The following is a 23,466-nucleotide window of genomic DNA, read 5'->3' on the forward strand; positions in this document are numbered from 1 at the left end:
AGATAGTAAAAAAGCCTGTCCCTCCGCGTGGAAGGACAGGCTTCGATTCTAATGAAAGCTATTTGCCGCGCTGCTGGTCGGGCTTGAGCCTCATGCGGGCCAGCAAGCTCAGCAGCGGCCGCTTGGACTTGTCGACGATGCCGATCAGCTCGGCGCCGATCTGCATGAAGAACACGAGCAGGCTGATGACGACGAACGTCACCCAGTTGGCTGCGTGCGATTGGACGAAAGTGGACTGCACGATCGCCGCGAAGCCAAAGAAGGCGGCCACCCCATAAATGATGAGGACGGTCTTGCGGTGGCTGAAGCCGAGCTCGCGCAGGCAGTGGTGCAGATGGCCCTTGTCGGGCGCGAAGATCGGCCGCTTGTTGACCCAGCGGCGGATGATGGCAAAGAACGTGTCTGCGATCGGCACGCCGATGATGAGCAGCGGCGTGATCAGGGAGACGACGGTGACCTGCTTGAAGCCGATCATCGACAGCGTCGCCAGCATGAAGCCGAGGAACAGCGAGCCGGAATCTCCCATGAAAATCTTGGCCGGATGGAAGTTGAATACCAGGAAGCCGAGGATGCCGCCGAGCAGCAGGCAGCTCATCAGGATGATCGGCTCGAAGCCGAGCACGAACGCCATGACGAGGATCGTCGTAATGGCGATGCCGGACACGCCTGCGGCGAGGCCGTCGAGGCCGTCGATCAGGTTGATCGCGTTGGTCACGCCGACGATCCAGAAGATCGTCAGCGGGATGCTGATCCAGCCCGAGATCTCCTGCATGCTTTGGCCGAACGGAATGTTGAGCAAGTCGATCTTGACGCCGAAGCCGAAGACGACGACGCTGGCGGCGACAAGCTGCAGCAGCAGCTTCACCTTGGCCGACAGCTCGAAGCGGTCGTCGAGCGCGCCGGTCAGCACGATGATCGTGCCGCCCGCCAGCATGGCTCGGATCAGGTTGCGGTCATACGCGCTCAGCAAGCCGTCCGGAATGAACGGCAGCACGATGAAGAACGAGCCGATAAACGCCAAGAAGATGGCGAGGCCGCCCAGACGCGGCATGATGCGAGTATGGACCTTGCGCGCATTCGGCTTGTCAATCGCGCCGACCTTGAAGGCGAAGCGCTTGACGAGCGGCGTCAGTCCTAGCGCCAGAACGAGCGCGACGGCAAATCCCGTTATATAAAGCATTGTGGCATTCACTCGAATTCAACTCCCCTTAAGTTCACCGGAATGAATTATAACTCGCATGAAAAAGAAACACCAACCCCAATATTCGGTCATTTCACAGCGAATATCGGTGAATTATCGAAGTTCGTAGGGTTTTGTCACCTTTTCCTTGTCCCGGATCACTTTTAAAGCGAATTGCGGCAAGACGAGCATTCTCCGGAACCGCGTCGGCTGCTGCAGCAGACGATAGAACCATTCGAGGCGCAGCTTTTGCATGAAGACGGGAGCCCGCTTGAGCCTCCCGGCGATGATGTCGAAGCTGCCGCCAACGCCCATGACGAGCGGAACGCCGAGCTCCTGCTTGTAGCGCGCGATCCACGGCTCCTGCGTCGTCGCCGAGCGGGCGACGAACAGCATGTCCGGACGGGCCGCCCGGATGCGTGCGATGACGTCGGGGTCTTCCTTTTCGCCGAAGAAGCCGTGATGGGTCCCGACGATGCGGGTGCCGGGGTACTTCTCCCCAAGCTTGGCCGCGGCCTCGTCGATGACCTCCTGCGTCGTGCCGAGCAGGTAGGCCGTCCAGCCCCGCTCTTCTCCCTCGAGGAAAAGACGGTGCATCAGATCGAAGCCCGGCACCCGCTCCCGCACGGGCTGGCCGACATGGCCGGCCGCCCAGACGACGCCCGCGCCGTCCGGCACGACGAGATCGGCCTCGCGGAGCATCCGGTGAAAGGCCGGATCCTCCAAGCCCATCATCACCATGATCGGATTGGCCGTCACGATCTGGGAAGGCCGCCCCGCCTCGATCCGGTTGGTCAGATACTCGACCGTCTCGTCCATCCCCATGCGGGAGAAAGGCACGCCGTAGATCGACACCTTCGGCACGAGCCGGCTCTCCAGCCACTCGGTCGCATCCGTAGCGTCCTCCATCGCTTCCGCGAGCCGGACCGCTTCCGGAGCGTCGGATTGAAGCGCCGCTCCGCTCGGCGGATCGGCATCCTCGGCCCCGGCAGCCGGGGACGCTGTTATTTTGTTGTTCGAGTCTATATTCGTCGACATGGGTCGAACCTTCACCTCTTCGCTTTTTGACGCAAATGGCGGACGATATGTTGCGCCGGCCAGGCCGCCTCGCGCTGTAGCCGGTCGATCAGCGGAGCCTTGTCGGCCCGCCAGGCGTCAGAGCCGTCCAGCAGCCTCTCAGCCGCATCCGCGAATGCAGAAGCGTCCATCGCCTCGGTCGTCGCAGCCGGGCGCTCCTGGAGCCTGGCGAGAAACTGGTCGATCTTCGGATCGTAGCTGATGCCGAGCATCGGCACCCGCTGGCCGGCGGCGTAGATGAGCGCATGCAGCCTCATGCCCACCAGCAGGTCGCAGCGGCTCACCTCGAGCAGCATCCGCTGCGGATCGTCGCCGGGCTCGGCAAGCTCGGCGCTGCTGCCCGGACCGAGCTCGCCGAGCCGCTCCATCGTCTCGCGCGAAGCTTCCGCATCCGCCGGCACATGGAAGGGCAGGAAGCGCAGACGAACCGGGCGGCGGCGCGCCAGCTCGCCAAGCGCCTCAGCGGCGCGGGCGAGGTCGGCGCCGTCCTTGCGCCAGCGGCGCAGGGAGATGCCGACCACAGGCGTGCGGTCGTCCGCCCCGCCGCTCGCCGCGTCCGCCGCGCCGGCTGGCAGCGGCAGCCCCATGACCGGATCCGGCACGATGCCGATCCGCTCGCGCGGGACGCCCATCCGGCCGAGCAGCTCGGCGGATTCGGCATCGCGCACGGATACATAGGCGCTGCGCGTCATGACATGGCGGATGAGGCCGTCCATGCGGCGGTTCAGCACGGGGCCGACGCCTTGGGCATAGATGAACGTCGGCTTGCCGAGCAGCTGCGCCAGCTTGAGGATGCCGGCATAATAAGGAATCGTCTTGCTGCCCGTTACGTCCTGCAGCAGGCTGCCCCCGCCGCTGATGAGCCCGTCGCATCCGGCGATCGTCCGCAGCAGCCCAGTCGGGCTCATGCGGCCGACGGCCTGCACGCCGTACATCGACTCGGTCGCGGCCGGGTCCCCCGACAGGACGACCGGCTCGATGCGGACGCCCTGCTCGCGTCCTTCTGCTTCAAGCGCGAGCAGAATCGACTTCAGCACCGCTTCGTCGCCGCTGTTGCGGAATCCGTAATAACCCGAAATGGCAATACGGAATGTCGGCGAGCCGCCTGCCTGCCGGATCTCAGCCATGAAGGGTGGCCTCCTTTCCGCGGCTGCGCAGCTTGCGGTACAGCGCTTCGCCGATCTGCCAGGCGGCGATCAGCGCCAGCCCGATGATCGCGCCGAGGCCGAGACCGAGCAGCACGCGGATGAGCGACATCGGCAGCGGCGTGTGGATGTGGGTGAACGTGCCGACCATCGACAGCTGGCCCATCGCTCCTACAACAAGCAATACCCAGGCCGCCCGATAGCGAAGCGCCAGGAACAGGCCGAGGAGCATGAGCGGGTGAGCGAGCAGGAATTCCTTGGTCCGCGGACGCACGCCGAACGTCGATTCCAGCAGATTGCGGAAGACGAGCTCGAAGCCCGGCGCCGTGCCGCCGTTGCCTGTCCGGGACAAGTAGTACAGGCCGACGATGCCGAGCACAGCCGCCGCCGCGATCCACAGAATGGTGATCTGCAGGCTGAGCAGGCGGCGCAGGCTCGTCCAGAAGCTGCCCCCGGTGAACAGGAACAGGTACGCCGCCGTCAGCGCCATCGGCGCCAGGGCCAGCAGGTTGACGCCCCGGAACTGCTGAAGGACAAGGCTGTACGTAATGTTGTTGAGCAGGCCGACGACGATCGGCACGGCAAGCAGCGAGATGAGCGTCGCCACGACGAACATGGCGAGCGCCATCGACAGCCTCCTGCCGGCGGAAAGGCCGTGGAACACCCAGCGGGTGCCCGGCTGGCTGAGGCCGCCGAGCATCGCGCTCCACGGCGACACTTGGAAGGTCGCCTCCGAGCCGGATGAGCTCCATTCGCCGCCTACCGGGCGACGAGGACCGTCCGTATGGGCGTAAATGCGATTGATGACCCACACCATCGCCAGCGTCGGAGCGGCGATCGCCGCTCCGAGCGCCAGGCCCTGTTCCATCAGCGAGCTGTTGAGCACGTACAGGCCGGCGCTTCCGACAAGGCCGAGCAGGAACACCGGAATGGTCAATCCGCCGAAGAACGCGCCTGCAAGCAGCGCGATCAAGCTGACGGCGCCAAGCGCCGACGCCCCTTTGAGCGCCTTGTGCCAGGACGGCTGGTCGCGCTCGAACGCCGTCGCCTGACCGGACGGGAAGCCGGAGCGGTCCAGCGTCTGCACCGCTCCGTCCTTGCCCCCGATCGAGGCATACAGATTGTCGAGCGGGTTGGTCACCATGCCCTTGTCCAGGTTGGCCGAGGGCGCGGCGTTCAGGTAGAACATCCGGATGTTGCGGTCCTTGGCCGCCAGCAGGAAGCGGTCCACGATGACATCGGGCTTGAGCGCAGCCGCATCCTTGTCGGACAACGAGTAGAGCCGCGCTACATTATAGTGCGTCTTATACGCAAGCGTATTCAGCCCTTCTTGGGGCTTTTTGAGATTTTCGATCGCGGACAGGCCGATGCCGTACTTGTTCAGCAGCTCGGCGAAGCCGTCGAGGCTGCGCAGGTTCGCCTGCTCCGCCGCGCCTTTGACGGCGTTGCCGTCGAACAGGATGCGCGTGACGCCGAGCTCCTTGAACCGGGCAAGCATGCCGTCGGCCTGCTGCTGGTCGTACGGAATCCGGTCGGACAGGCGCGGCAGCAGATGGAAGCCGGCCTGGGTGAGCCGATCCAGCGCCAGCGGATCGGGCTCCATCGTCTTGAGCACCGCGTCGGACAAAGGCGTCTCCAGCACGAGCCCCGCGAGGCCGTCGAACGACCAGGAGTCCACGCGGATGCCGGACGATTCGAAGCGGGCGCGGATGATCGGCTCGAGCGCCGCCTGCTCCGTTTCGCCTTCGAACAGCAGGTAGGTGAAGTTCCGATCGGCCGGAACCGGCTTGTTCTGCAGCAGCGCCGCTTCGGCCTCGCTGTACAAGCCGAGCCGTCCGGCCATCTCCAGCTCGTCGAGCCGGCTTTCGAATACGGACATCGTGCCGACGCCCGCGGCCTTGAGCTTTTCCAGCTCGGCGCTCATGAATTCCTCCGGCTTGGCCTGATAGGAGGCCACCAGCACCAGATCGGAATAATCGAATACGTACTCCACCGTATCGGCGGTCTTCTCCATCTGCCATCGGCTCGCTCCGATCGGCATCGACAGGGCGACGCATGCCAGCGCCAGCACCCACAGCACCTTGCGGGCTCCCCGATTCCATTGCTGCCATTTCAACACTTGTCCACTCGCTCCCTTGACTGCATGTTCCTCTATGGCGCGCAGGGCGGGGCGTCTCTCGCTCCCGCCCTGCGGCTGTTCGATCTATATCGGCTGCATCTGCCCGGCTCGCGAGCCAGCCGCCTCAAGCCATCGCGTCGACGCGCTCCATGACGGAGGAGCGGAGCGCGTCCAGCGCCTCGCCCGCCGCTTGCTGCGACTCGCCGCGCACCGCGAAGTATACCTTGATCTTCGGCTCGGTGCCCGAAGGGCGGAGCGTGAACCAGGAGCCGTCCTCGAGCAGGTACTTGAGCACGTTCTCCTTGGGCAGGCCGTCCAGGCCGATGCTGTAGTCCAGCACCTCGGCGATCTTGACGCCGCCCGCTTCTGCCGGAGGCGCCGAACGGAAGCTGTCCATGATGGCGCCGATCTTCTGCACGCCGTCCAGTCCCTTGAGCGTACGCGACTCCAGCCCCTCCAGATAGGTGCCGTACTCGTCGTACAGCTCCAGCAGCACATCATACAGCGTCTTGCCCTGATGCTTGTAATAAGCGGCCGCCTCGGCGATCAGCATGGCGGCGACGACGGCGTCCTTGTCGCGGGCGTACATGCCGGTCAGGTAGCCGTAGCTTTCCTCATAGCCGAACAGGAATGCATGCGATCCGGTCCGTTCGAACTCGGTCATCTTTTCGCCGATGTATTTGAAGCCGGTCAGCGTATCGATGACGTCCGCTCCATGCGCCTTGGCGATGTCCGCGCCCATCTCGCTCGTCACGATCGTCTTGACGACGACGCCGTTCGCCGGCAGCTGGCCCCGCTCCTTGAGCTGGCTGAGCACGTAGTTCACGAGCAGCGCGCCGGACTGGTTGCCGGTGAGCACGACGTACTCGCCGCGATTGTTCTTGACGACCGCGCCGACGCGGTCGGCGTCCGGATCGGTGCCGATGATCAGGTCGGCATCCTGCTCCTGCGCCTGCCGGATCGCGAGCGTGAACGCCTCGCGCTCCTCCGGATTGGGGCTTTTGACGGTGCTGAAGTAGCCGTCCGGCTGCTCCTGCTCCTGGACGACGGACACGTTCGAGAGGCCGATCTCGGCCAGCGCCTCCCGCACCGGATGGTTGCCCGTGCCGTGCAGCGGCGTGAAGACGACCTTGAGATCGGAGCCAGCGCCGCGCTTCAGCAGATCGCGGTTCAGGCTCTGCGCCGCCACCGCCTCGATGAAGCGGCGGTCGTCGGCGGCGCCGAGCCAGACGAGCAGGCCCTTGGCCTCGGCCTCCTCGCGGCCGATCCGCTTGATCTCGGCGAAGCTGCCGACCCGGCCGATCGCCGCGATCGCCTGCTCGGCCTCATGCGGGACGAGCTGGCAGCCCTCGGGACCGTACGCCTTGTAGCCGTTGTACTCCGGCGGGTTATGGCTGGCCGTGATGACGATGCCGCCGCTCGCGCCAAGATCCCGCACCGCGAAGCTCAGCTGCGGCGTCGGCCGCAGCGAGGGGAACAGATACGTCTTGATGCCGTTGCCGGCCAGCACGAGCGCCGCGTCCAGCGTGAACTCCGGCGAGTTGTTGCGCGAGTCGTGGGCGATGACGACCGACGGAGAATCCGTCTGGGCAAGCAGCCATTGGGCCAGTCCCTGGGTCGCCTTGCCGACGGTGTAGGCGTTCAGCCGGTTCGTGCCGGCGCCCATGACGCCGCGCAGGCCGCCCGTGCCGAACTCGAGATCGCGGTAGAAGCGGTCGGTGATCTCCTTCTCGTCGCCGGCGATGCCGCGCAGCTCTTCCTTCGTCGCCTCGTCGATGAGCGGATCGCTCAGCCAGGCATGATAGCGTTCGGTCGCGATTGCGGTTACGGACATCCGTTGATCTCTCCCTTGTCTATGTATGGCGTCCGCGGGCGGAGTGTCCACCCGCTAAGACGATTTTCCTATCCGAATGGTTTTGCCGTCCTCGCCGGGATCAGCTCGGGTCCGTCAGCGCGAACATGATGCCGCCTTCGGCCACGACCTTGCCATCGACGCTGGCGGTCGCCTTGCCCTTGCCGACGATGCCCTTGAGCCGCGTGATCTCCACCTCGAGCCGCAGCGTGTCGCCCGGCGTCACCTGCCCGCGGAAGCGGAATTCGTCGATGCCCGCGAACATCGCGAGCTTGCCGCGGTTGGCCTCCAGCTTGAGGATCGCGACCGCGCCCACCTGGGCGAGCGCTTCGACGATGAGCACGCCCGGCATGACGGGGAAGCCCGGGAAGTGTCCGGCGAAGAACGGCTCGTTCATCGTCACGTTCTTGAGGCCGACGGCGCGTCTGCCCTCTTCTACCTCCAGGATGCGGTCGATCAGCAGGAAGGGCTGGCGATGCGGAATGATGTCCATGATTTCGTTGATATTCAGCAAGTTGTGGGTCTCCTCCCGGAGGAAATAGTATCGCCGGCCCGGCGGCCGCATCCGCATGGAACGCTCCGCTTCGGGCCAGACTAGAACTGTCCCCCGCGAGCCTGCAGGTCGCAGGGGTTGAGATAAGGGCAGGCCCGCGCCGGACGAACATCCGCGAAGGGCTTGTCCTTTTTGTCGATTCCGGAGGCTGTTCGGTCACCCTCGGGACCTAGCCATGCCCCCGTTATTATACCTCCCGGCGAATGAAAAAAAAACCGCCGCCCTTCCTATTTTCCAGCCTTTGCCTACATTTTCCGCATCGATATGCCGTTAACTAGTATATTCCGACGAAAATCCCGACTCAAAAGGAGTGTCTACCGTTGACCCGACACGCTACACCGCGCGGCCGCACGCTGCTGTCGCTGCTGCTGGCGGCCGTCCTGGCCCTCTCCCTGCTGGCCCCTGCGGCCCATGCCGAGGATGCCGTCACCTCCGTCTCGCTCGACGCCGGCTCCAGCCTGTCCCTGACCTACGGCGAGGACCCGTTCGCGCTCGTGCTGTGGGCTTCCTACTCCGGCTCCTCCGCTAAAAAAGACGTCACGTCCTCGGCCGTATGGACGACCTCGCTCTCCTCGGTCGTCAAAGTGAGCGGAGGCGTGCTGACGCCGGTCGCCTCCGGCAAGGCGACGATTACCGGCAAGTTCGGCGGCTACTCCGCCAGCGTGGCCGTCACGGTCGAATATCCGTACAGCAAGCTGCAGCTGCAGCGCGGCGGCGAGAATGCCCCGTCCAAGCTCGAGGCGGCCGTCGGCGACAAGCTTCAGCTCGATGTCCTCGGCGTCAAGAACGGCCTGACGACCGAGCTGACCGAGGACGCCGACTGGACGAGCTCCAGCGCCGCCGTCGCCACGGTCAAGGACGGCGAAATCGAGATCCTGTCCGCGGGCACGACGACGATCAAGGCCTCCTACCGCGGCGTATCCGCCTCGCTGACGCTGACGGCCGAATCGCCTTACAAGGCGATCGAGCTCTCCGAAACGTCGCTCGTCGAGCTCGAGACGGGAGGCAGCCCGGCCCGGCTGAGCGCGACCGCCCAGCCGAAGGACGGCGGAGCCAGCCTCGACGTCACGTCCAAGGCCGTCTGGAGCAGCTCCGCTCCGACGGTCGTGAAGGCCGAGAAGGACGGCGTCCTGACGCCGGTCGGTCCCGGCACGGCGACGATCTCCGTCTCCTTGCACGGCGTAACCGCGACGGTGCAGGCCGTCGTGCGCCAGCCGTATGAAGTGCTCAAGCTGTCTCCGTCCGCCGAGCTGCACCTGCTGCTCTCCGACTCGCCCGTGCAGCTGTCCGCCTCCATCCCGAGCGCGTCCGGCAGCGCCGAGGACGTGACGGCGCTCGCGGCATGGACGTCCTCCGACCTGTACGCGGCGACCGCGGACGGCGGACTCGTCACGCCGAAGGCGGCCGGATCCTCGACGATCAAGGCCGAATACAAGGGCGTCAGCCGCTCGCTCAAGGTGACGGTCTATCCGACCGCCGTCCGCATCAAGGCAGCAGAAGAGAAGCTGTCCGCGATCGTCGAGGAGACGCGCGAGCTGCCGTCCATCACCGCCGCCGGCCTCGACGACGCGGAGTTCAGCGTCACGAAGCTCGTCAAATGGACGTCCAGCGATTCCGATATCGTGGAGATCAAGGACGGCAAGTGGATCGCGCGCAAGAGCGGCAGCGCCGTGCTCAAGGCCGAGCTCGGCGACATGTCGGTCGAGCTGCCGTTCGAGGTGAATGCCAAGCCGCTCGCCCTGCTGTCCGAGACGAAGAACCTGTCGCTAGTCATCGGCAAGACGGTCGGGCTGCCGAAGCTCACCATCACCTACACGACGGGCGAGGAAGAGGATGTCACTGCCAAAGCCGTCTGGAAAGCTTCCGGCAGCAGCCTGCTCGTGCTGGAGGACTCGATGCGCGGCCTCGCCAGCGCCAAGACGACGCTGACCGCCTCCTACCTCGGCAAGACCGTCTCGTTCCCGGTAACGATCGAGGAGGAGATCGTCAAGCTGACGGTCGATCCGTCCTCGCTCACGCTCAATCCGAACCGCAGCAAGACGGTCAAGGTGACCGGCACGTACAAGAGCGGCTCTACCGTCTCCCTGGCGGCCAAAATGGACTGGAGCACGGACGCTTCGGCTGTCGCGAGCGTGCAGCGCGGCACGATCAAGGCGCTCAAGCTCGGCAGCGCCAAGCTGACGGGCACGTACCAAGGCAAGAGCGTCACCGTATCGCTGTCCGTCAAGCCGAAGCTCAAGAGCCTCGTGCTCTCCGAAAAAAGCCTCAAGCTTGCTCCGGGAGCTTCGGCTCAGCTGAAGCTGAAAGCCTTTTATGACAACGGAACGTATGAGGAAGTAACTGCAGCCTCCCTCTGGTCCTCGAGCCGTGAAAGCTCCGCAGCGGTCACGCAGGGCGGCACGGTGAGCGCCGTCGCCAAAGGCACGGCGACGATCAAAGCCGTCTTCGACGGCAAGTCGGTCACCGCGCGCGTTACGGTCAAATAAATCGGACTCCGAGGCGGCACTGCCGCTTCGATCCCATCCGCCCTTCGGGCCGCTTCACTAAAAAAGGGACGAAGCCGAGATGATCTCGGCTTCGTCCCTTTTCTCATGCCCGGCTGCTGCCGCCAGCGCCCTCGCGCACGGCTCCCCGGTTCCCGACGGATGTGCAAAAAACCGGCTCCGCGAAGGAACCGGTCCGGCTAGGAATCCGAGAAGATCAGGTCGTAAATATGCTTGTAGGTCGCGATGTCGAACGCATCCGACATGCTGCCTCCGCCTACGGTGACAAAGCCGAGGTAAAGACCGCCTACGAGCGCGCCGGCGAACAGCGCGAGCACGATCAGCTTGCGCGCGAACCACCAGGCGGTAAAACGGCTTTTCTTGCGCGGCTTGCCCGAGGACGCCGCGGCTTGCTTTTCCTTGGGGCGCGCCGCGCCGCCTGCGGATGCAGACGAGCTCTTCTCGCCTTCCCGCGGGGACGGCGCTCCGCCCATCGACGAAGCCTGAGTATCGTTGGTCATGATCATCATCCTTGACGGCGCGGCAGAGCCCCTCTCCCGCCCGTCATGCTGCAGGAGGAAAGGCTCAAGCGCGCATATTGTTGGCCAGTCCGGCCATCGTGTCGGCAGAGGTCAGCGCACGCGCGCTGAGCTGATAGGCCCGCTGCACGCTCAGCAGCTCGGTCATCTCCTCCACGAGGTCTACGTTGGACTGCTCGATGAAGCCTTGGCGCACGGCGACGGCGCCGCCCTCTCCCGCCTGGACGGGCGTCAGCACGTCGGCGGCATCGGTGCCTGCGGCGACGGCGAACAGGTTGTCGGCTGCGGCGACGAGCGATTCGGGACGCGTCGGCTGCACCAGCGACAGCTGTCCGAGGCGAGTCCGGCTGCCGTCGGCGCGAACGCCGTCGACGACGCCCTCCGGGCTGATCTGCAGCGATACGCCCTCCGGCACGACAATCGGGCCCTCGCGCAATACGACGCCGTTCGCCGTCTGCACGGGCACCTGACCCAGGACCGGATACCCGGTCGCTGTCGCGAGTATCGTATCACCCTGGCCGGTCACCGTCAACTGAAACGCCCCGCTGCGGGTGTAGCCGCGGCCGCCGGCATCATCGGACGCGACGACAAAAAGCGCGTTCCCTTCGAGGGCCAGATCGGTCGAAGTCCCCGTCTCCTTGAGGCTGCCCTGGGTCATGTCCGGCCCCATCTGGATGAAGCGCGCGCCCCAGCCCTGATTGTAGCCGAGCGGACCGACGCGGCCCTCGCGGCGGAATGCCTCCGGCTGCTGCTTCGCGTTCGTGAGCAGGTCCTGAAAGGTCGCTTCCTTGCGCTTGTAGCCGGCCGTATTGACGTTGGCCATATTTTCGGCGAGCAGGTCAAGCCGCTGCTGCAGCGCGCTCATCGACACCGTCGCATTGATGATGGAATTGTTCACCGGTCATCCCTCCTTTACACTCGGCCGATCTCGTTGGCGGCCTTTTCCAGGCTCTTGTCGTAGAATTGGATCACCTTTTGGTTGGCTTCGTAGGCGCGCATCGCGCCCATCAGATCGAGCATCGTCTGCGTCGGATCGACGTTCGAGCGCTCCGCATAGCCCTGCCGCACCTCGATGCCCGCTCCCGGCTGCGCCGGCGCGGCGCCGCCCTCGCCGTCAAGCCGCAGCTTGCCGTCGCCCTCGCGGACAAGATCGGCGACCCGATCGACCTGCGTGATAAGCAGCGCTTGGCCCGTCGGCGCTCCCGTCGCGTCGACGAAGCGGAAGCTGCCGTCCAGCTTCAGCGAGTCCAGGCTCGTGCCGGGCTCGAAGGCGATCGGCTGCCCTCCGGCCCCCAGCACCGGCGAGCCGTCGGAGGTCACGAGCGCGCCTTCTCCGGTCAGGTGGAACTCTCCGCCGCGCGTGTAGCGCGTCTGTTCCTGCTCATTCAGCACCGTGAAGTAAGCCTGCGGCCGATACGTCACCGTGCCGTCCTCGGCGACGGACTTGCCGGAAGCGTCGAACGTGACGCCCGGCACCTGGATTTCCGAGAGGATCGCGAAGTCGGACGGCTTGTCCGTCTTGTTGAGGTCGCCCTGGACCTGCAGCGCGATGCTTTCCTCGGCGAGCACGCCGGTGCTGAGCCGTCCGATCCGGCGGACCGGCTCGTCGTTCTTGCCGCTCATCGACAGCAGCATTTCGGGAAACGAGCGGTTCAGCGCATGGGAGGCTTTGTAGCCGGTCGTATTGAGGTTCGCGATGTTGGTCGTCGCCGTGTCATGGACGCGCTGCTGGGCGATCATGCCCGCCGCGGCGGTATATAAGCCTCTGATCATGGAGGAGCCTCCTTGAGGGTGTTCTGCTGTCGTCTATATCGGCATGCCGCCAGGACTTGTGAATAGGGCTGGATGCCCACTTGCCGGCATTCCGCCTGCGATGAGTCCCGGCAAGCGCTGGCGGAATAGTTCGGCAGCCCCGATGCGGACGCGCCAAAAAAGCCGCTGCTTCCGGCAGCGGCCAAGCGAGCGCCGGCCCCCGCCTAGGACACGGCGGGGGGCTAGCGGGCTCCCGACTATCAACCCGCCAAAATCAGGCGGGTTGGCGGGCTCCCGACTATCAACCCGCCAAAATCAGGCGGGTTGATAGCGGGCTAGATACGCGCTTTCTTACGCGACATGCGGTCCAGGTGGTCGAGCATGTAGCCCGTCCCTTTGACGACGCAGTGCATCGGATCCTCGGCGACCAGCACCGGCACCTTGAGCTCGTCCGCCATGAGCAGGTCGAGTCCGTCAAGCAGCGCGCCTCCGCCCGTCAGGATGACGCCGCGGTCGATGATGTCCGCCGACAGCTCCGGCGGCGTCTGCTCCAGCACCGTCTTGGCCGCGGCCACGATGGCCGCTACGGAGTCCGACAGCGCCTCGCGCACTTCCTCGGAATGGATGCTGATCGTGCGCGGCAATCCGGTCACCATGTCGCGGCCCCGGATGTCGATCGCGTCGTTGCGCGCGCCGGAATGCACCGAGCCGATGCGGATCTTGATCTCCTCGCTTGTCCGCTCTCCGATCAGAAGCTTGTACTTCGCCTTGATGTAGCGGCTGATGTCCGAATCGAACGTGTCGCCTGCCACCTTGATGGATGCCGACGTGACGATGTCGCCCATCGACAGCACCGCGACGTCCGTCGTGCCGCCTCCGATATCGACGACCATGTTGCCGCTCGGCTGGTAGATGTCCATGCCCGCGCCGATCGCCGCCGCCTTCGGCTCCTCCTCCATATACACCTCGCGCGCGCCGCAGCGCTCGGCCGCCTCGCGGATCGCCTTTTGCTCGACGGAAGTGATATTGGTCGGAGCGCAGATGAGAATACGCGGGCGGCTGTACCAGCTCCGCCCGCCGATGCGGTCGATGAACGCCTTGAGCATCATTTCGGTAATCTCGAAGTCGGCGATGACGCCGTCGCGAAGCGGACGGATCGCCACGATGTTGCCCGGCGTCCGTCCGACCATCCGATAGGCTTCGTCGCCGACCGCCAGCACCCGGCGGGTGTCGGTCTCAACGGCGACGACAGAGGGCTCGTCAAGCACGACGCCCTTCCCTTTTACATGAATGGACACGTTGGCGGTGCCCAGATCGATTCCGATATCCTTGCTCAGCATAACGTCCGAAGTCCCCTAACGAATAGTGTGGAAGCCCATTACCCATTATTCGCTGAAAACCTCGTTTTTCCTCTGATTTTGTTGAAAAAAATTAGCGTTTTCCGGCCGCCAGCACCTCGCGCCGCTTGGTGCTTTTTTTATACTTGATCTTGGTGGCCTCCCCGCCCCGCAAGTGGCGGATGGACTTATGGTACTCGAGGATGTGCTTCACCTGATCGGCCAGGTCCGGGTTGATTTCCGGCAGCCGCTCGGTCAGATCCTTGTGCACCGTGCTCTTGGACACCCCGAACTCTTTGGCGATCGTACGCACCGTATGTTTGGTCTCCACGATGCACCGGCCGATCTTGATGGTCCGCTCTTTGATGTAATCGTGCACGTTCCCGCCTCCTTGACTGTTTGTAAGTTTGGTACATTATATGAGGGGGTCGGGCAGATATTCTTTATGGCCAAGTCCTAAGCCGGAATTCCGTCCCAATTGGCTGAAAATAGGACTCCCGATGCTTCTAGAACCGAAATCGGACCTTGCGCGGACATAAAAAAAACCGGCCCTCCCGAGGGGAAGGCCGGCGTATGGGACCGCCTGCGAAAAGCTTATTCGGCGTCGTCCGGCTGAGCGCCGTCCGCGGCGCCGGCGCTGTCCGCCGCTCCCGCGTCCGTCTGCTCGGCCGCGTCCGGTGCTGCGGAGCTGCCCGCCTCCGGCTGGGCTGCCGCCGTCTGCAGCTGGGGCGCTGCGGCCGGCAGCAGCGAGGACGGATCGACATGCTCGTCGTTTTTCAGCAGCGCGAAGTGCAGATGCACGCCGAGCTCCTTCTGCAGATCGTTGCGGCCCGCTTTGCCGATGACGGTCGCTTGCTTGACCTCGTCGCCCGGCTTGACGGTGACGCCGCTCAGGCTCTGGTAGACGGAGACGAGCCCGTTGCCGTGCGCGATCTCGACGACCGTGCCGTTGGTCGGCTGGTCCTGCACGAGCGTTACCTTGCCGCTCAGGACGGCCTGCACGTCGAACGGCTGGTCGTCGGCCCGGGCCAGGTCGATGCCCGTATTGCCCTTGTACGTATTGCCCTGCTCCACGAGGGAGGCTTCCTGCTCGGCCGCGCTGGCATTGCGGTCAAAGTAGCCCCGCTTCACCAGCACGTCCTCGACGCTGGCGACCGGCCACAGCGCCGTCTCGCCCGGAACCGGCTTGACCGTCTCTTGGATCTGCTCCTGTCCGCCTTGCTCCGTCTGCACGCTCTCGGGAGTCTCGGTAGTCGAAGTCTTCTGCTCGTCTCCTTGATAGAGCCACATGACGGTTACGATGATGGCTGCCGCTGCGACAAAGATGGCCGGAGAGATCCATTTGCGCGACAGGGTCTTCTTGTAGGTTGAAGCGGGCTTTCTTCCTCCCAGTTGATTTTTAGGAGGGTCTTGCTTGGCGTTCTTCTGATCTTGTTCATTCATCTTTCATCACCTCACTAGCCATTGTTGCCGGATTGGATGGCTTTATACGTGAGGCGATAGAGAATTTGCAAGAGCGCCTGAGAGGGACGCCGGGCCTCCCCTTTCAGGCCGTCCGGGGCTCAGGCGGGATTGCGGGGCAGCGAAGCCGTCCGCACGACCTCCGTGCCGGTGTAATAATGAGAGAGGATCTGGTAGGCCGAGCGGCCTGCCTTGGCCATGCCGTCCGCGCCCCACTGGCTCATGCCGACGCCGTGGCCGTAGCCGTACGTCGTGATCTCGATGTCGCCGCCCTCTACTTTCCAGGTGAACTGAGTGGAGGGCAGCCCGAGCTTTTCCCGGACCTCCCGTCCCGTAAGCACCTGCCCGCCTGCCGCCAGCTTCCGGATGCGGCGGCCGTCGGTCGTATCGAGCACGCGCAGGCTGCGGGCGCCTGCCTTCGAGCTGACGCCGAGCTTGCGCCAGAACGCCGCCAGGCTCATCGTCGTCGTCTCCTTGTATTCCGGGCTGATCGTCTTGTCCCACGGGCTGGCCACGCTCCGCAGATAAGGCAGGCTGGCGTCCCAGTAATCCTCCGAGTTCTCCGTGTAGCCGTTGCTCGTGCTGAAAAAGAGCGCTTCGATCGGCTTGCCTTCATAAGTCACGATCTGCCCTCTCGTCTGCTGCACCGCCGCGTTCAGCTTGGCGAGGTTGCGCTCGCGCTCCTCGCCGCTCCAGCGCTTCTGCAGCTCGGCGAGCGGCACGTACACCTGATGCGCCGTCGTATCCGTCACGTCGGCGGCTCCGCCCGGCACGCCGGAGCGGTCCTTCGCGGCGAGCCGCTTCACGATGTAGGTGCGCGCGGCGATCGCCTGCGCCTTGAGCGCCTCCGGCTCGAAGCCGATCGGCATCTCCCCGGCGAGCACGCCGCGGACGTACAGCTCCATCGGCACCTTCTCCACCCGCTTTTCTTCCGTCAAATAAACCCGTACGAGCATCCGGTCGAGCTCGCCGAGCGGCGGAAGCTCGGCGGGCGCTGCGTTCGCGGAGGCGGAGGAAGGAGAGGAGGGCTCCGCTTCCGCCTTGGCATGGCCGGCTTCGGCCGGCTTTTGTTCGCGCCCGGACGGCGGGGAGCCGGCGGTGTCCGATGCCCCGGGGGCAGAGGCGGAGGCGGCTTGTCCGCCTGCGGCGGAGCTCGTCCCGCCGTCGCCTGGGGACGGGACGTCCGGGGCGCCGCCCAGCAGCGGCACGATTTTGCCCGCGGAAGTCGTGAACGTCGGCTGGCGCTCCGTGAAAACAGCCGATGCCTCATAGCCGCCGGGCCCGTCCACGGCCGCCCGCTCCGGCTCGTCCTGCCGGTGCGCGATCAGGCCCGGCAGCAGGATCGCCGCCGCCGTCAGCGCGCCGAGCGCCGCCAGCGTCCATGGCGATGGCGTCGGCGGCGTTCGGCGGTTAACCGCATCGGCGGCGCCTTTGACGGGCACCCTTCCCCGCCGGCTTTCCTCTGCGCCGTATCCGCTCCCGCCCCTTCCTTTCAGCGCTCCGGCAGAAGGGCCTTCTCGTCGCATCGCTTGCCTTTGCGGCGCGTGTTGCTGCTGCTTCACCTCCCGCGGAGCTTCTGGCTGAACCGTCCGTTCATTAGACCTTTTCTCTTGAAGCTTCTTCACTGGCGGCTCGTCCCGGTGCGGCGATTGATGTAGCGATGTGTTTTCATGCGATGTGTTTGTTTGCATGGCGTTCTCTTGCGACGTGCTGTCTTGCTGCGCATCTCGCTGCAACGTTCGTTGTTGCTTCGTTTCTTCAGCCAACGTTGCTTCTCGCGGCGAATCTCTCGTCTGCCGGACTTCCTCGCTCCTGCTTTCGCCGGCCGGCAAAGACCGATCTCTCGCCGCAATCACCGGGTCCGATTCCGGCTCGGTCCCCTCTGTCCTTTGGACAGCTTCGTCCCAAGTCCAGCGCGCCCGCTCTCTTTCCTGCCGCATCTCCACATGTCCCCTTTCCCGCCGTAGACGGAGTCTTCTTCTACTTCCATCTCATCGTTATAGAGTATGAGAGGGGAATTATAGAATAGAACAGGAAGGGTCAGCCGAAACGAGTCTGGAAAGAGGCTTGAAATGGCTCCCAGGGCGAAGGCGGGGGAAAATTGCCTGTGAAAAAGCACAAAACCAACCCCTCGCGCGGAGGGGGTTGGTTTTGTGCTTTTATCAGCTGTTTTATTTATGATTTCTCGTGAGGAGAAGCGCTCGCCTAGTTTTTCAGGCTCCTAATAGGGGAAGATTTCCTCGCCGTTCCAAAGGCTACGGAATTAGGCTTCCAATTACGCTCCATACCGGGGGAGTGACTCGGCGGAGCAGATGGCAGAGACGCGCGAATCGCGTTTCAATTCATGCTCCCAGCGGGGAGTGACCCAACACCGTCCTGACGCGATTGCTCACGCACCCGTTTCAATCCACGCTCCCCAGCGGGGAGCGACGCGCAAGCAGTTCGAGGCGACGAAAAACACTATGGTTTCAATCCACGCTCCCCAGCGGGGAGCGACCGGGGCAACTGTATGCGGCTTCCCCACTTATCGGTTTCAATCCACGCTCCCCAGCGGGGAGCGACGGGCATCGGGGCGATCATGGGCGGCATCAGCGGGGCGTTTCAATCCACGCTCCCCAGCGGGGAGCGACGCGGCTCCCGGCAGCCGGCCGGCCTACCAACCGCCGTTTCAATCCACGCTCCCCAGCGGGGAGCGACGTCAAGCAATGCGTCTGCTATTCGCTCATGTACGGTTTCAATCCACGCTCCCCAGCGGGGAGCGACAATCGAACACCTCGTCGAGAGGCTATATCGTGTGGTTTCAATCCACGCTCCCCAGCGGGGAGCGACCGTACGCCCCGACCACTACAAGCGCGGCGGCCTGGTTTCAATCCACGCTCCCCAGCGGGGAGCGACAGGACCTCGTCAACGACCTGGACGATCAGATCCGTTTCAATCCACGCTCCCCAGCGGGGAGCGACGTTATAACGCGGTACTTACGGTTGGGCGCTACGAGTTTCAATCCACGCTCCCCAGCGGGGAGCGACTAATCAAAATGGCGACGTCCGACCGGCTCCGCTTGTTTCAATCCACGTTCCCCAGCGGGGAGCGACTTTTTCACGACTCGAAGATATGAAATCGGAGTGGTTTCAATCCACGTTCCCCAGCGGGGAGCGACGCGGTACAATCACCAAAAGGTTGATTGAGCTAGGCGAGTTTCAATCCACGTTCCCCAGCGGGGAGCGACAGATCAAAAGGTAAAGAAATTCACAGAACCTTACAGTTTCAATCCACGTTCCCCAGCGGGGAGCGACCTCACCTGAACAACATCGCGAAGGAGCGCCAAACGGTTTCAATCCACGCTCCCCAGCGGGGAGCGACCTGGACAGTGGACGTGTACCTGCCGACAAACTTGTTTCAATCCACGCTCCCCAGCGGGGAGCGACCGCCCAGGAGTCGGGCTCCGAGCTTCCTCCGTGGTTTCAATCCACGCTCCCCAGCGGGGAGCGACAGCGAATAACAGCGCTTCCAGCCTTGAAAGGGGATGCCAGCTTCTACTGTTGCTCTGAATTTAGCATAAGTTTTGACTTGACAAAAATCAAGATAACATTTTTTCGATGGGATTCGACAACTTTCGAGGTGCGAATCTCCCGGAGATTTTATGGGAGCTTGGCATTCGCACTGCACCTGCTGCACCTGCCGCCTGGCTGGCTGCTGCCAGCCCGCGGCCGCCAACAATGCAAAAAAGCCGCGAGTCATCCCTATTTCTCGGATGACTCGCGGTATTGCTCGTCGGAACCGGCCAAGCCCGCCCGCACGAGGCAGAAGCGGAACTCGCTGCCCTGGCCGGGCTCGCTCCGCACCTCGATGCGCGAGCCGTGCGCGTCGAGGATATGCTTGACGATCGACAGCCCGATGCCGGTGCCGCCGCGGCCGCCGCGGGCTTCGTCGCTCTTGTAGAAGCGTTCCCAGATGCGGCGCGCCTGCTCCTCGCTCATGCCGATGCCTTCGTCCCGCACGGAGACGCAGGCGCGGTCTGGCCCGCATTCCAGCGTGACATGAACCGTCGAGCCATGCGGAGAGAACGCCATCGCATTTTGCAGCAGATTGACCATCACCTGCTCCAGCCGGTGCGGGTCGCCGACGACGAGCACCTCGCCCGGCTCCGCGGCTCGCGGCGCGCCAGCCGTCCCGGCCATGCCCGCTTCGGCCCCTTCCGGCTCCGCCCGCTCGCGCCGCTCCCCTCCTGGCAGCCCGGCAATTTCGTACCGTACGCTGTGATGGCTGAACGTAGACTCCATGCGCGAGAGCAGCAGCCGGATCATTTCCGCGAGATCGAATTCGGCCGGCACGACGTCGAACTGGCCGGCCTCGATCTTGGACATGTCGAGCAGGTCGCTGACGAGCTTCATGAGGCGCGCCGTCTGGTCCTGCGTGATGCGCAGGTAGCGGTCCGCCTTGTCGCGCGGAACGGTGCCGTCGAGGATCGCTTCGAGATAGCCGTGGATCGACGTGAGCGGCGAGCGCAGGTCATGGGAGACGTTGGCCAAAAAGTCCCGCCGCATCTGCTCCAGCGCGCCGAGATCGCCCGCCATCCGGTTGAGCGAGCCGGCCAGCTGTCCGAGCTCGTCGGCGGAGCGGTCGGCGATCTTCGTCTCGAAGCGGCCCTTGGCGAACTGCTCGGCGCCCAGGCTCATCCGCCGGATGCGGCGCGTCATGTACCGCGAGAACGCCCACGAGACGAGCACCGATACGGCGATCGCGATGCCGATGGCGAGCGCGTTCAGGTTCTGCACCCGCCGGAATTCCCGCTGGAAGCCCGTCGACAGCGAGACGACGTAGCGATCGAGCGACGGCACGTACTGGGAGCTGACGATGTACTTGCCCGAGTCGTTCTCGACCATCTCGGTGCGGGCCTCCGGACTCCGGCCGATGCCGGCCGAGGCGATCAGCTCGCGGATGTCGGACTCGGGCAGCGGCACCTGGCCGATCTGCATGTAGCGTCCGCCGCGGTCGATGATGAGGATGCTCTTCATCTGCGGCGGCACGACGAGCTGCAGCGCGGTCCGGATCGAGTCGTCGCTCCAGCCGTCCCGGGCCGCCGTCTCCAGCAGCGTGATCGTGCGGCGCAGCTCGGCTCCTTCGACCCCCTGCCTGCGGTCGAGCATGTCCCGGCCGACGAGCTGCGAGGAGAGCAGGTTGTAGACGAGGAACGTGACCGCCAGCGTCGACAGCGAGATGAGCAGCAGCTTCGCGAAAATGCCGCCGACGCCGAGCCGCCTCGCGACAGCGGCGGCCTTTTCGCCGAGCCGCCGGGCAGCGTCCTTGAGGCCGCCGGCGCTCATGACGCCCCGGCCTCGAAGCGGTAGCCGACGCCGCGCACCGTGCCGATCCGCCAGGCGGGATGCTCGCCGATCCGGTCGCGGATCCGCTTGATATGCACGTCGACCGTGTTGGAGTCGCCGAAATAATCCATCCCCCACACCGCCTGCAGCAGCTCCTCGCGCGAGAACACCTTGCCCGGCCGGGAGGCGAGGCAGTACAGCAGCTCGACCTCCTTCGGCGCGCAGCCGGCGTCCTTGCCGCGGACAAGCACCCGGTATTCGGTCGCGTCGACGACCAGATCCGGGAACTCCGCGCTGTCCTTGTACAGCGTCGGATGCGTCCGCTTCAGCACCGCGCGGATGCGCGCGATCAGCTCCTTCGGATCGAACGGCTTGACGAGGTAGTCGTCGGCGCCGAGGGAGAAACCCTTCAGCTTGTCGTAGCCTTCTCCTTTGCCGGTGAGAAAGATGATCGGGACCTTGCTGGCGCTCCGGATCTCCTCGCAGACGCTCCAGCCGTCCCGGCCCGGCATCATGACGTCGAGCACGACCAGATCGGGGATCTGGTCGTAGAACCGGGCGAGGCCCGCCGCGCCGTCATGCGCGACCGAGAAGCGGAAGCCATAGCGCTCGAGATAAAGCTCGAGCAGGTCGGTGATGAGCGGATCGTCCTCGATGAGCAGGATCGACGGGGATTTCATGCGGCATACCTCCAGATTAGAAGCGGTCAGTCATGGCGCAGCGCGTCGACCGGCTTGAGGGAAGCCGCCTTGTTGGCGGGGAACAAGCCGAACACAATGCCGACGAGCGCGGAGAAGACGAACGAATAAAGCACGATGTCGGACTCGATCTGCGTGGCGGTGCCGGTCCGCTCCATGATGGCGGCCGCGCCGAACGCCGCCGCGATGCCGAGCGCGCCGCCGAGGCTGCTGATTGAGGCCGCCTCGACGAGAAACTGGAACAGCACGTCCCGCTTGCGCGCGCCGAGCGCTTTGCGGATGCCGATCTCGCGCGTGCGCTCGGTCACCGACACGAGCATGATGTTCATGATGCCGATGCCGCCGACGAGCAGCGAGATGGCGGCCACGCCGGCCATCATCGTGGACATCGTTTTCGACACGGACGTGGCGGTCTCCTTCAGCTCCTCCGAGTTGGTGATGCGGTAGCTGTTCGTATTGCCCCGGAAAATAGCCGACAGCTTCGCCTCCAGCGCCGCCGTCACCGCGTCCATCGTCTCCTCCGAGGCCGCCTTGACCGCGACGGTCCGCACGCCCTCCGACTGGAACAGCCGCTGCGCCGTCGTGATCGGCACGAGGATCTTCTCGTCGTTCGAAGCGCCGAGCGACGTGCCCTTCGGCTCCAGCAGGCCGACGACCTTGTACTTCACGCCGCTGAGCAGGATCGTCTCGCCGACCGGGCTGACGCCGGGGCCGAACAGCTCCTCCGACGTGTCGATGCCGAGCAGCGCCACCTTGCTGTAAGCTTCCAGATCGAGCGGCGCGATGAATCGTCCCTCCTGCGGGTGGAAGTCCTGCACGTCCTCGTAATCGGGCGTCACGCCTTCGACGGTGACGGACGACTCCGTCTGCACGCTGCCGTAGCGCGCGGCCGCGCTTCCGCTGACCGTCGGCGACAGGCCGTCGATCCCGTCGATCCCGTCGCCGAGCGTCTCCGCCTGCGGAAGAGTCAGCGTCGTGCTGCTGCCGCGGCCGGTGACGTTCACCGACAGCATGTTCGTGCCGAGGCCCTGCAGCTGCGCGCTCACCTCGTTGGCCGAGCCTTGGCCCATCGCCACGAGCGAGATGACGGTCGCGACGCCGATCAGGATGCCGAGCATCGACAGCGCCGTGCGAAGCTTGTTAGCGAGAATGCTGCTCCAGGCCATGCGGATGCCTTGCGAAAGCTTCACGCGCGTCCCCTCCTTCCTCCGTCAGCAGACCGTCCTTCATGAACGCGATGCGTCCGGCCTTGGCCGCGACGTCCAGATCATGCGTGATGAGCACGATCGTATGGCCCTGCCGGTTCAGCTCCTGCACAAGTCCGAGCACCTCCGCGCCGGTCTTCGTGTCGAGCGCGCCCGTCGGCTCGTCGGCGAGCAGGATCGGCGGATGCCCGGCCAGCGCCCGCGCGATCGCCACCCGCTGCATCTGGCCGCCGGACAGCTGGTTCGGCCGATGGTCCATCCGGTCGGCGAGGCCGACCTTGGCCAGCGCCGCTTCGGCCGCTTCCCGCCTCTCCTTGCCGGACAAGCCCCGGTAGATGAGCGGCAGCTCCACGTTTTCGCGGGCCGTCATCCGGGGGAGCAGGTGGAAGCTCTGAAAAATAAAGCCGATGCCCCGGTTGCGCACCTCGGCCAGCCGGTTCTCGCTCAGCCCGCCGACCTCCTGGCCGTCCAGCTTATAGCTGCCGGAGGTCGGGGTATCGAGGCAGCCGATGACGTTCATCAGCGTCGACTTGCCGGAGCCGGACGGGCCGATGATCGCGAGGAAATCGCCCGCCATCACCTCCAGATCGACTCCCTTCAAAATCGGCACCTCCTCGCCGGCCATCCGGTAGCTTTTGCGCACGTCGCGGATGGAGATGAGCGGAGCCCTCTCCGAGCTTGGCGGCAGCGTCGCCGTCAGCGATACGTCGCCGTGCGCAGCGGCCGTTCTTCGCCCGCGCC

At 64.8% G+C, this 23,466-nt stretch carries 18 protein-coding genes and 1 CRISPR repeat array; of the genes, 1 reads left to right on the forward strand and 17 read right to left on the reverse strand.

Annotated elements, in window-relative coordinates; translation table 11 throughout:
• Positions 1-58 precede the first annotated feature (58 nt).
• The 6 genes from NYE40_RS22095 to fabZ all read right to left on the reverse strand — a co-directional run bounded on the left by NYE40_RS22095 (position 59) and on the right by fabZ (position 7,887).
• Positions 59-1,180, reverse strand: a complete 1,122-nt coding sequence (locus tag NYE40_RS22095) for an MraY family glycosyltransferase (RefSeq protein ID WP_043111319.1) — start codon at positions 1,178-1,180, stop codon at positions 59-61.
• A 114-nt stretch (positions 1,181-1,294) separates the two neighbouring features.
• Positions 1,295-2,089 carry a WecB/TagA/CpsF family glycosyltransferase gene (locus NYE40_RS22100; RefSeq protein ID WP_052333272.1) on the reverse strand — a complete coding sequence of 265 codons (795 nt, stop codon included), beginning with the start codon at positions 2,087-2,089 and terminating at the stop codon, positions 1,295-1,297.
• 140 nt (positions 2,090-2,229) lie between these two features.
• Complete coding sequence (gene csaB / locus NYE40_RS22105) at positions 2,230-3,384, reverse strand: polysaccharide pyruvyl transferase CsaB (protein ID WP_339278974.1); 1,155 nt, start codon at positions 3,382-3,384, stop codon at positions 2,230-2,232.
• Entirely contained in the window at positions 3,377-5,521 is a 2,145-nt protein-coding gene (locus tag NYE40_RS22110; protein WP_028598986.1) for a DUF5693 family protein, read from the reverse strand. The genes csaB and NYE40_RS22110 overlap by 8 nt, the downstream gene beginning before the upstream one ends.
• Positions 5,522-5,645: 124 nt before the next feature.
• Positions 5,646-7,355, reverse strand: a complete 1,710-nt coding sequence (locus tag NYE40_RS22115) for a phospho-sugar mutase (RefSeq protein WP_028598985.1) — start codon at positions 7,353-7,355, stop codon at positions 5,646-5,648.
• Positions 7,356-7,455: 100 nt separating this feature from the next.
• On the reverse strand, positions 7,456-7,887 hold the full coding sequence (gene fabZ, locus NYE40_RS22120; protein WP_028598984.1) for a 3-hydroxyacyl-ACP dehydratase FabZ: 432 nt from the start codon (positions 7,885-7,887) through the stop codon (positions 7,456-7,458).
• Between the two features lie 359 nt (positions 7,888-8,246).
• Here fabZ and NYE40_RS22125 point away from each other — a divergent pair, with 359 nt between their 5' ends.
• Positions 8,247-10,412, forward strand: a complete 2,166-nt coding sequence (locus tag NYE40_RS22125) for an Ig-like domain-containing protein (protein ID WP_043111317.1) — start codon at positions 8,247-8,249, stop codon at positions 10,410-10,412.
• 197 nt (positions 10,413-10,609) lie between these two features.
• Here NYE40_RS22125 and NYE40_RS22130 read toward each other — a convergent pair whose 3' ends face one another.
• The 11 genes from NYE40_RS22130 to NYE40_RS22180 form a co-directional block, all read right to left on the reverse strand.
• Positions 10,610-10,930 (reverse strand): DNA-directed RNA polymerase subunit beta, encoded by a 321-nt coding sequence (locus NYE40_RS22130; protein WP_164820128.1) that lies wholly within the window; start codon positions 10,928-10,930, stop codon positions 10,610-10,612.
• Between the two features lie 64 nt (positions 10,931-10,994).
• Positions 10,995-11,846: a flagellar hook-basal body protein gene (locus NYE40_RS22135; protein WP_028598983.1), complete on the reverse strand. Its 852-nt coding sequence runs from the start codon at positions 11,844-11,846 to the stop codon at positions 10,995-10,997.
• A gap of 14 nt (positions 11,847-11,860) precedes the next feature.
• The gene (locus tag NYE40_RS22140; protein ID WP_101807628.1) at positions 11,861-12,721 is read right to left on the reverse strand and encodes a flagellar hook-basal body protein; all 861 of its coding nucleotides are present in this window, start codon (positions 12,719-12,721) and stop codon (positions 11,861-11,863) included.
• 314 nt (positions 12,722-13,035) lie between these two features.
• Positions 13,036-14,040, reverse strand: a complete 1,005-nt coding sequence (mreB, locus tag NYE40_RS22145) for a rod shape-determining protein MreB (RefSeq protein WP_028598981.1) — start codon at positions 14,038-14,040, stop codon at positions 13,036-13,038.
• Between the two features lie 91 nt (positions 14,041-14,131).
• Positions 14,132-14,416 (reverse strand): sporulation transcriptional regulator SpoIIID, encoded by a 285-nt coding sequence (gene spoIIID / locus NYE40_RS22150; protein ID WP_021880270.1) that lies wholly within the window; start codon positions 14,414-14,416, stop codon positions 14,132-14,134.
• A gap of 215 nt (positions 14,417-14,631) precedes the next feature.
• Positions 14,632-15,480 (reverse strand): M23 family metallopeptidase, encoded by an 849-nt coding sequence (locus NYE40_RS22155; protein ID WP_084137277.1) that lies wholly within the window; start codon positions 15,478-15,480, stop codon positions 14,632-14,634.
• A 119-nt stretch (positions 15,481-15,599) separates the two neighbouring features.
• A complete protein-coding gene (gene spoIID / locus NYE40_RS22160) occupies positions 15,600-16,940 on the reverse strand; it encodes a stage II sporulation protein D (RefSeq protein ID WP_339278975.1) in 1,341 nt (446 codons plus the stop codon).
• 892 nt (positions 16,941-17,832) lie between these two features.
• Positions 17,833-18,988: direct repeats of the CRISPR family, unit length 32 nt; unit sequence GTTTCAATCCACGCTCCCCAGCGGGGAGCGAC.
• 250 nt (positions 18,989-19,238) lie between these two features.
• Positions 19,239-20,822, reverse strand: coding sequence for a HAMP domain-containing sensor histidine kinase (locus NYE40_RS22165; protein ID WP_028598980.1), 1,584 nt, complete (start codon positions 20,820-20,822; stop codon positions 19,239-19,241).
• Positions 20,819-21,502: a response regulator transcription factor gene (locus NYE40_RS22170; protein ID WP_028598979.1), complete on the reverse strand. Its 684-nt coding sequence runs from the start codon at positions 21,500-21,502 to the stop codon at positions 20,819-20,821. The genes NYE40_RS22165 and NYE40_RS22170 overlap by 4 nt, the downstream gene beginning before the upstream one ends.
• A gap of 26 nt (positions 21,503-21,528) precedes the next feature.
• The gene (locus NYE40_RS22175; RefSeq protein ID WP_028598978.1) at positions 21,529-22,710 is read right to left on the reverse strand and encodes an ABC transporter permease; all 1,182 of its coding nucleotides are present in this window, start codon (positions 22,708-22,710) and stop codon (positions 21,529-21,531) included.
• Positions 22,661-23,350, reverse strand: coding sequence for an ABC transporter ATP-binding protein (locus tag NYE40_RS22180; RefSeq protein WP_052333271.1), 690 nt, complete (start codon positions 23,348-23,350; stop codon positions 22,661-22,663). Before NYE40_RS22180 ends, NYE40_RS22175 begins: the two co-directional genes overlap by 50 nt.
• Between the last annotated feature and the right edge of the window lie 116 nt (positions 23,351-23,466).

Source organism: Paenibacillus sp. FSL W8-1187 (genome assembly GCF_037965485.1).
Taxonomy (GTDB): Bacteria; Bacillota; Bacilli; order Paenibacillales; family Paenibacillaceae; genus Paenibacillus_O; species Paenibacillus_O pasadenensis.

Coding starts and splice junctions, on each gene's coding strand:
- NYE40_RS22095 (WP_043111319.1), bottom strand. CDS start 1,180: ATGCTTTATATAACGGGATTTGCCGTCGCGCTCGTTCTGGCGCTAGGA.
- NYE40_RS22100 (WP_052333272.1), bottom strand. CDS start 2,089: ATGGAGGACGCTACGGATGCGACCGAGTGGCTGGAGAGCCGGCTCGTG.
- csaB (WP_339278974.1), bottom strand. CDS start 3,384: ATGGCTGAGATCCGGCAGGCAGGCGGCTCGCCGACATTCCGTATTGCC.
- NYE40_RS22115 (WP_028598985.1), bottom strand. CDS start 7,355: ATGTCCGTAACCGCAATCGCGACCGAACGCTATCATGCCTGGCTGAGC.
- NYE40_RS22130 (WP_164820128.1), bottom strand. CDS start 10,930: ATGACCAACGATACTCAGGCTTCGTCGATGGGCGGAGCGCCGTCCCCG.
- NYE40_RS22140 (WP_101807628.1), bottom strand. CDS start 12,721: ATGATCAGAGGCTTATATACCGCCGCGGCGGGCATGATCGCCCAGCAG.
- mreB (WP_028598981.1), bottom strand. CDS start 14,040: ATGCTGAGCAAGGATATCGGAATCGATCTGGGCACCGCCAACGTGTCC.
- NYE40_RS22155 (WP_084137277.1), bottom strand. CDS start 15,480: ATGAATGAACAAGATCAGAAGAACGCCAAGCAAGACCCTCCTAAAAAT.
- NYE40_RS22165 (WP_028598980.1), bottom strand. CDS start 20,822: ATGAGCGCCGGCGGCCTCAAGGACGCTGCCCGGCGGCTCGGCGAAAAG.
- NYE40_RS22170 (WP_028598979.1), bottom strand. CDS start 21,502: ATGAAATCCCCGTCGATCCTGCTCATCGAGGACGATCCGCTCATCACC.
- NYE40_RS22180 (WP_052333271.1), bottom strand. CDS start 23,350: ATGGCCGGCGAGGAGGTGCCGATTTTGAAGGGAGTCGATCTGGAGGTG.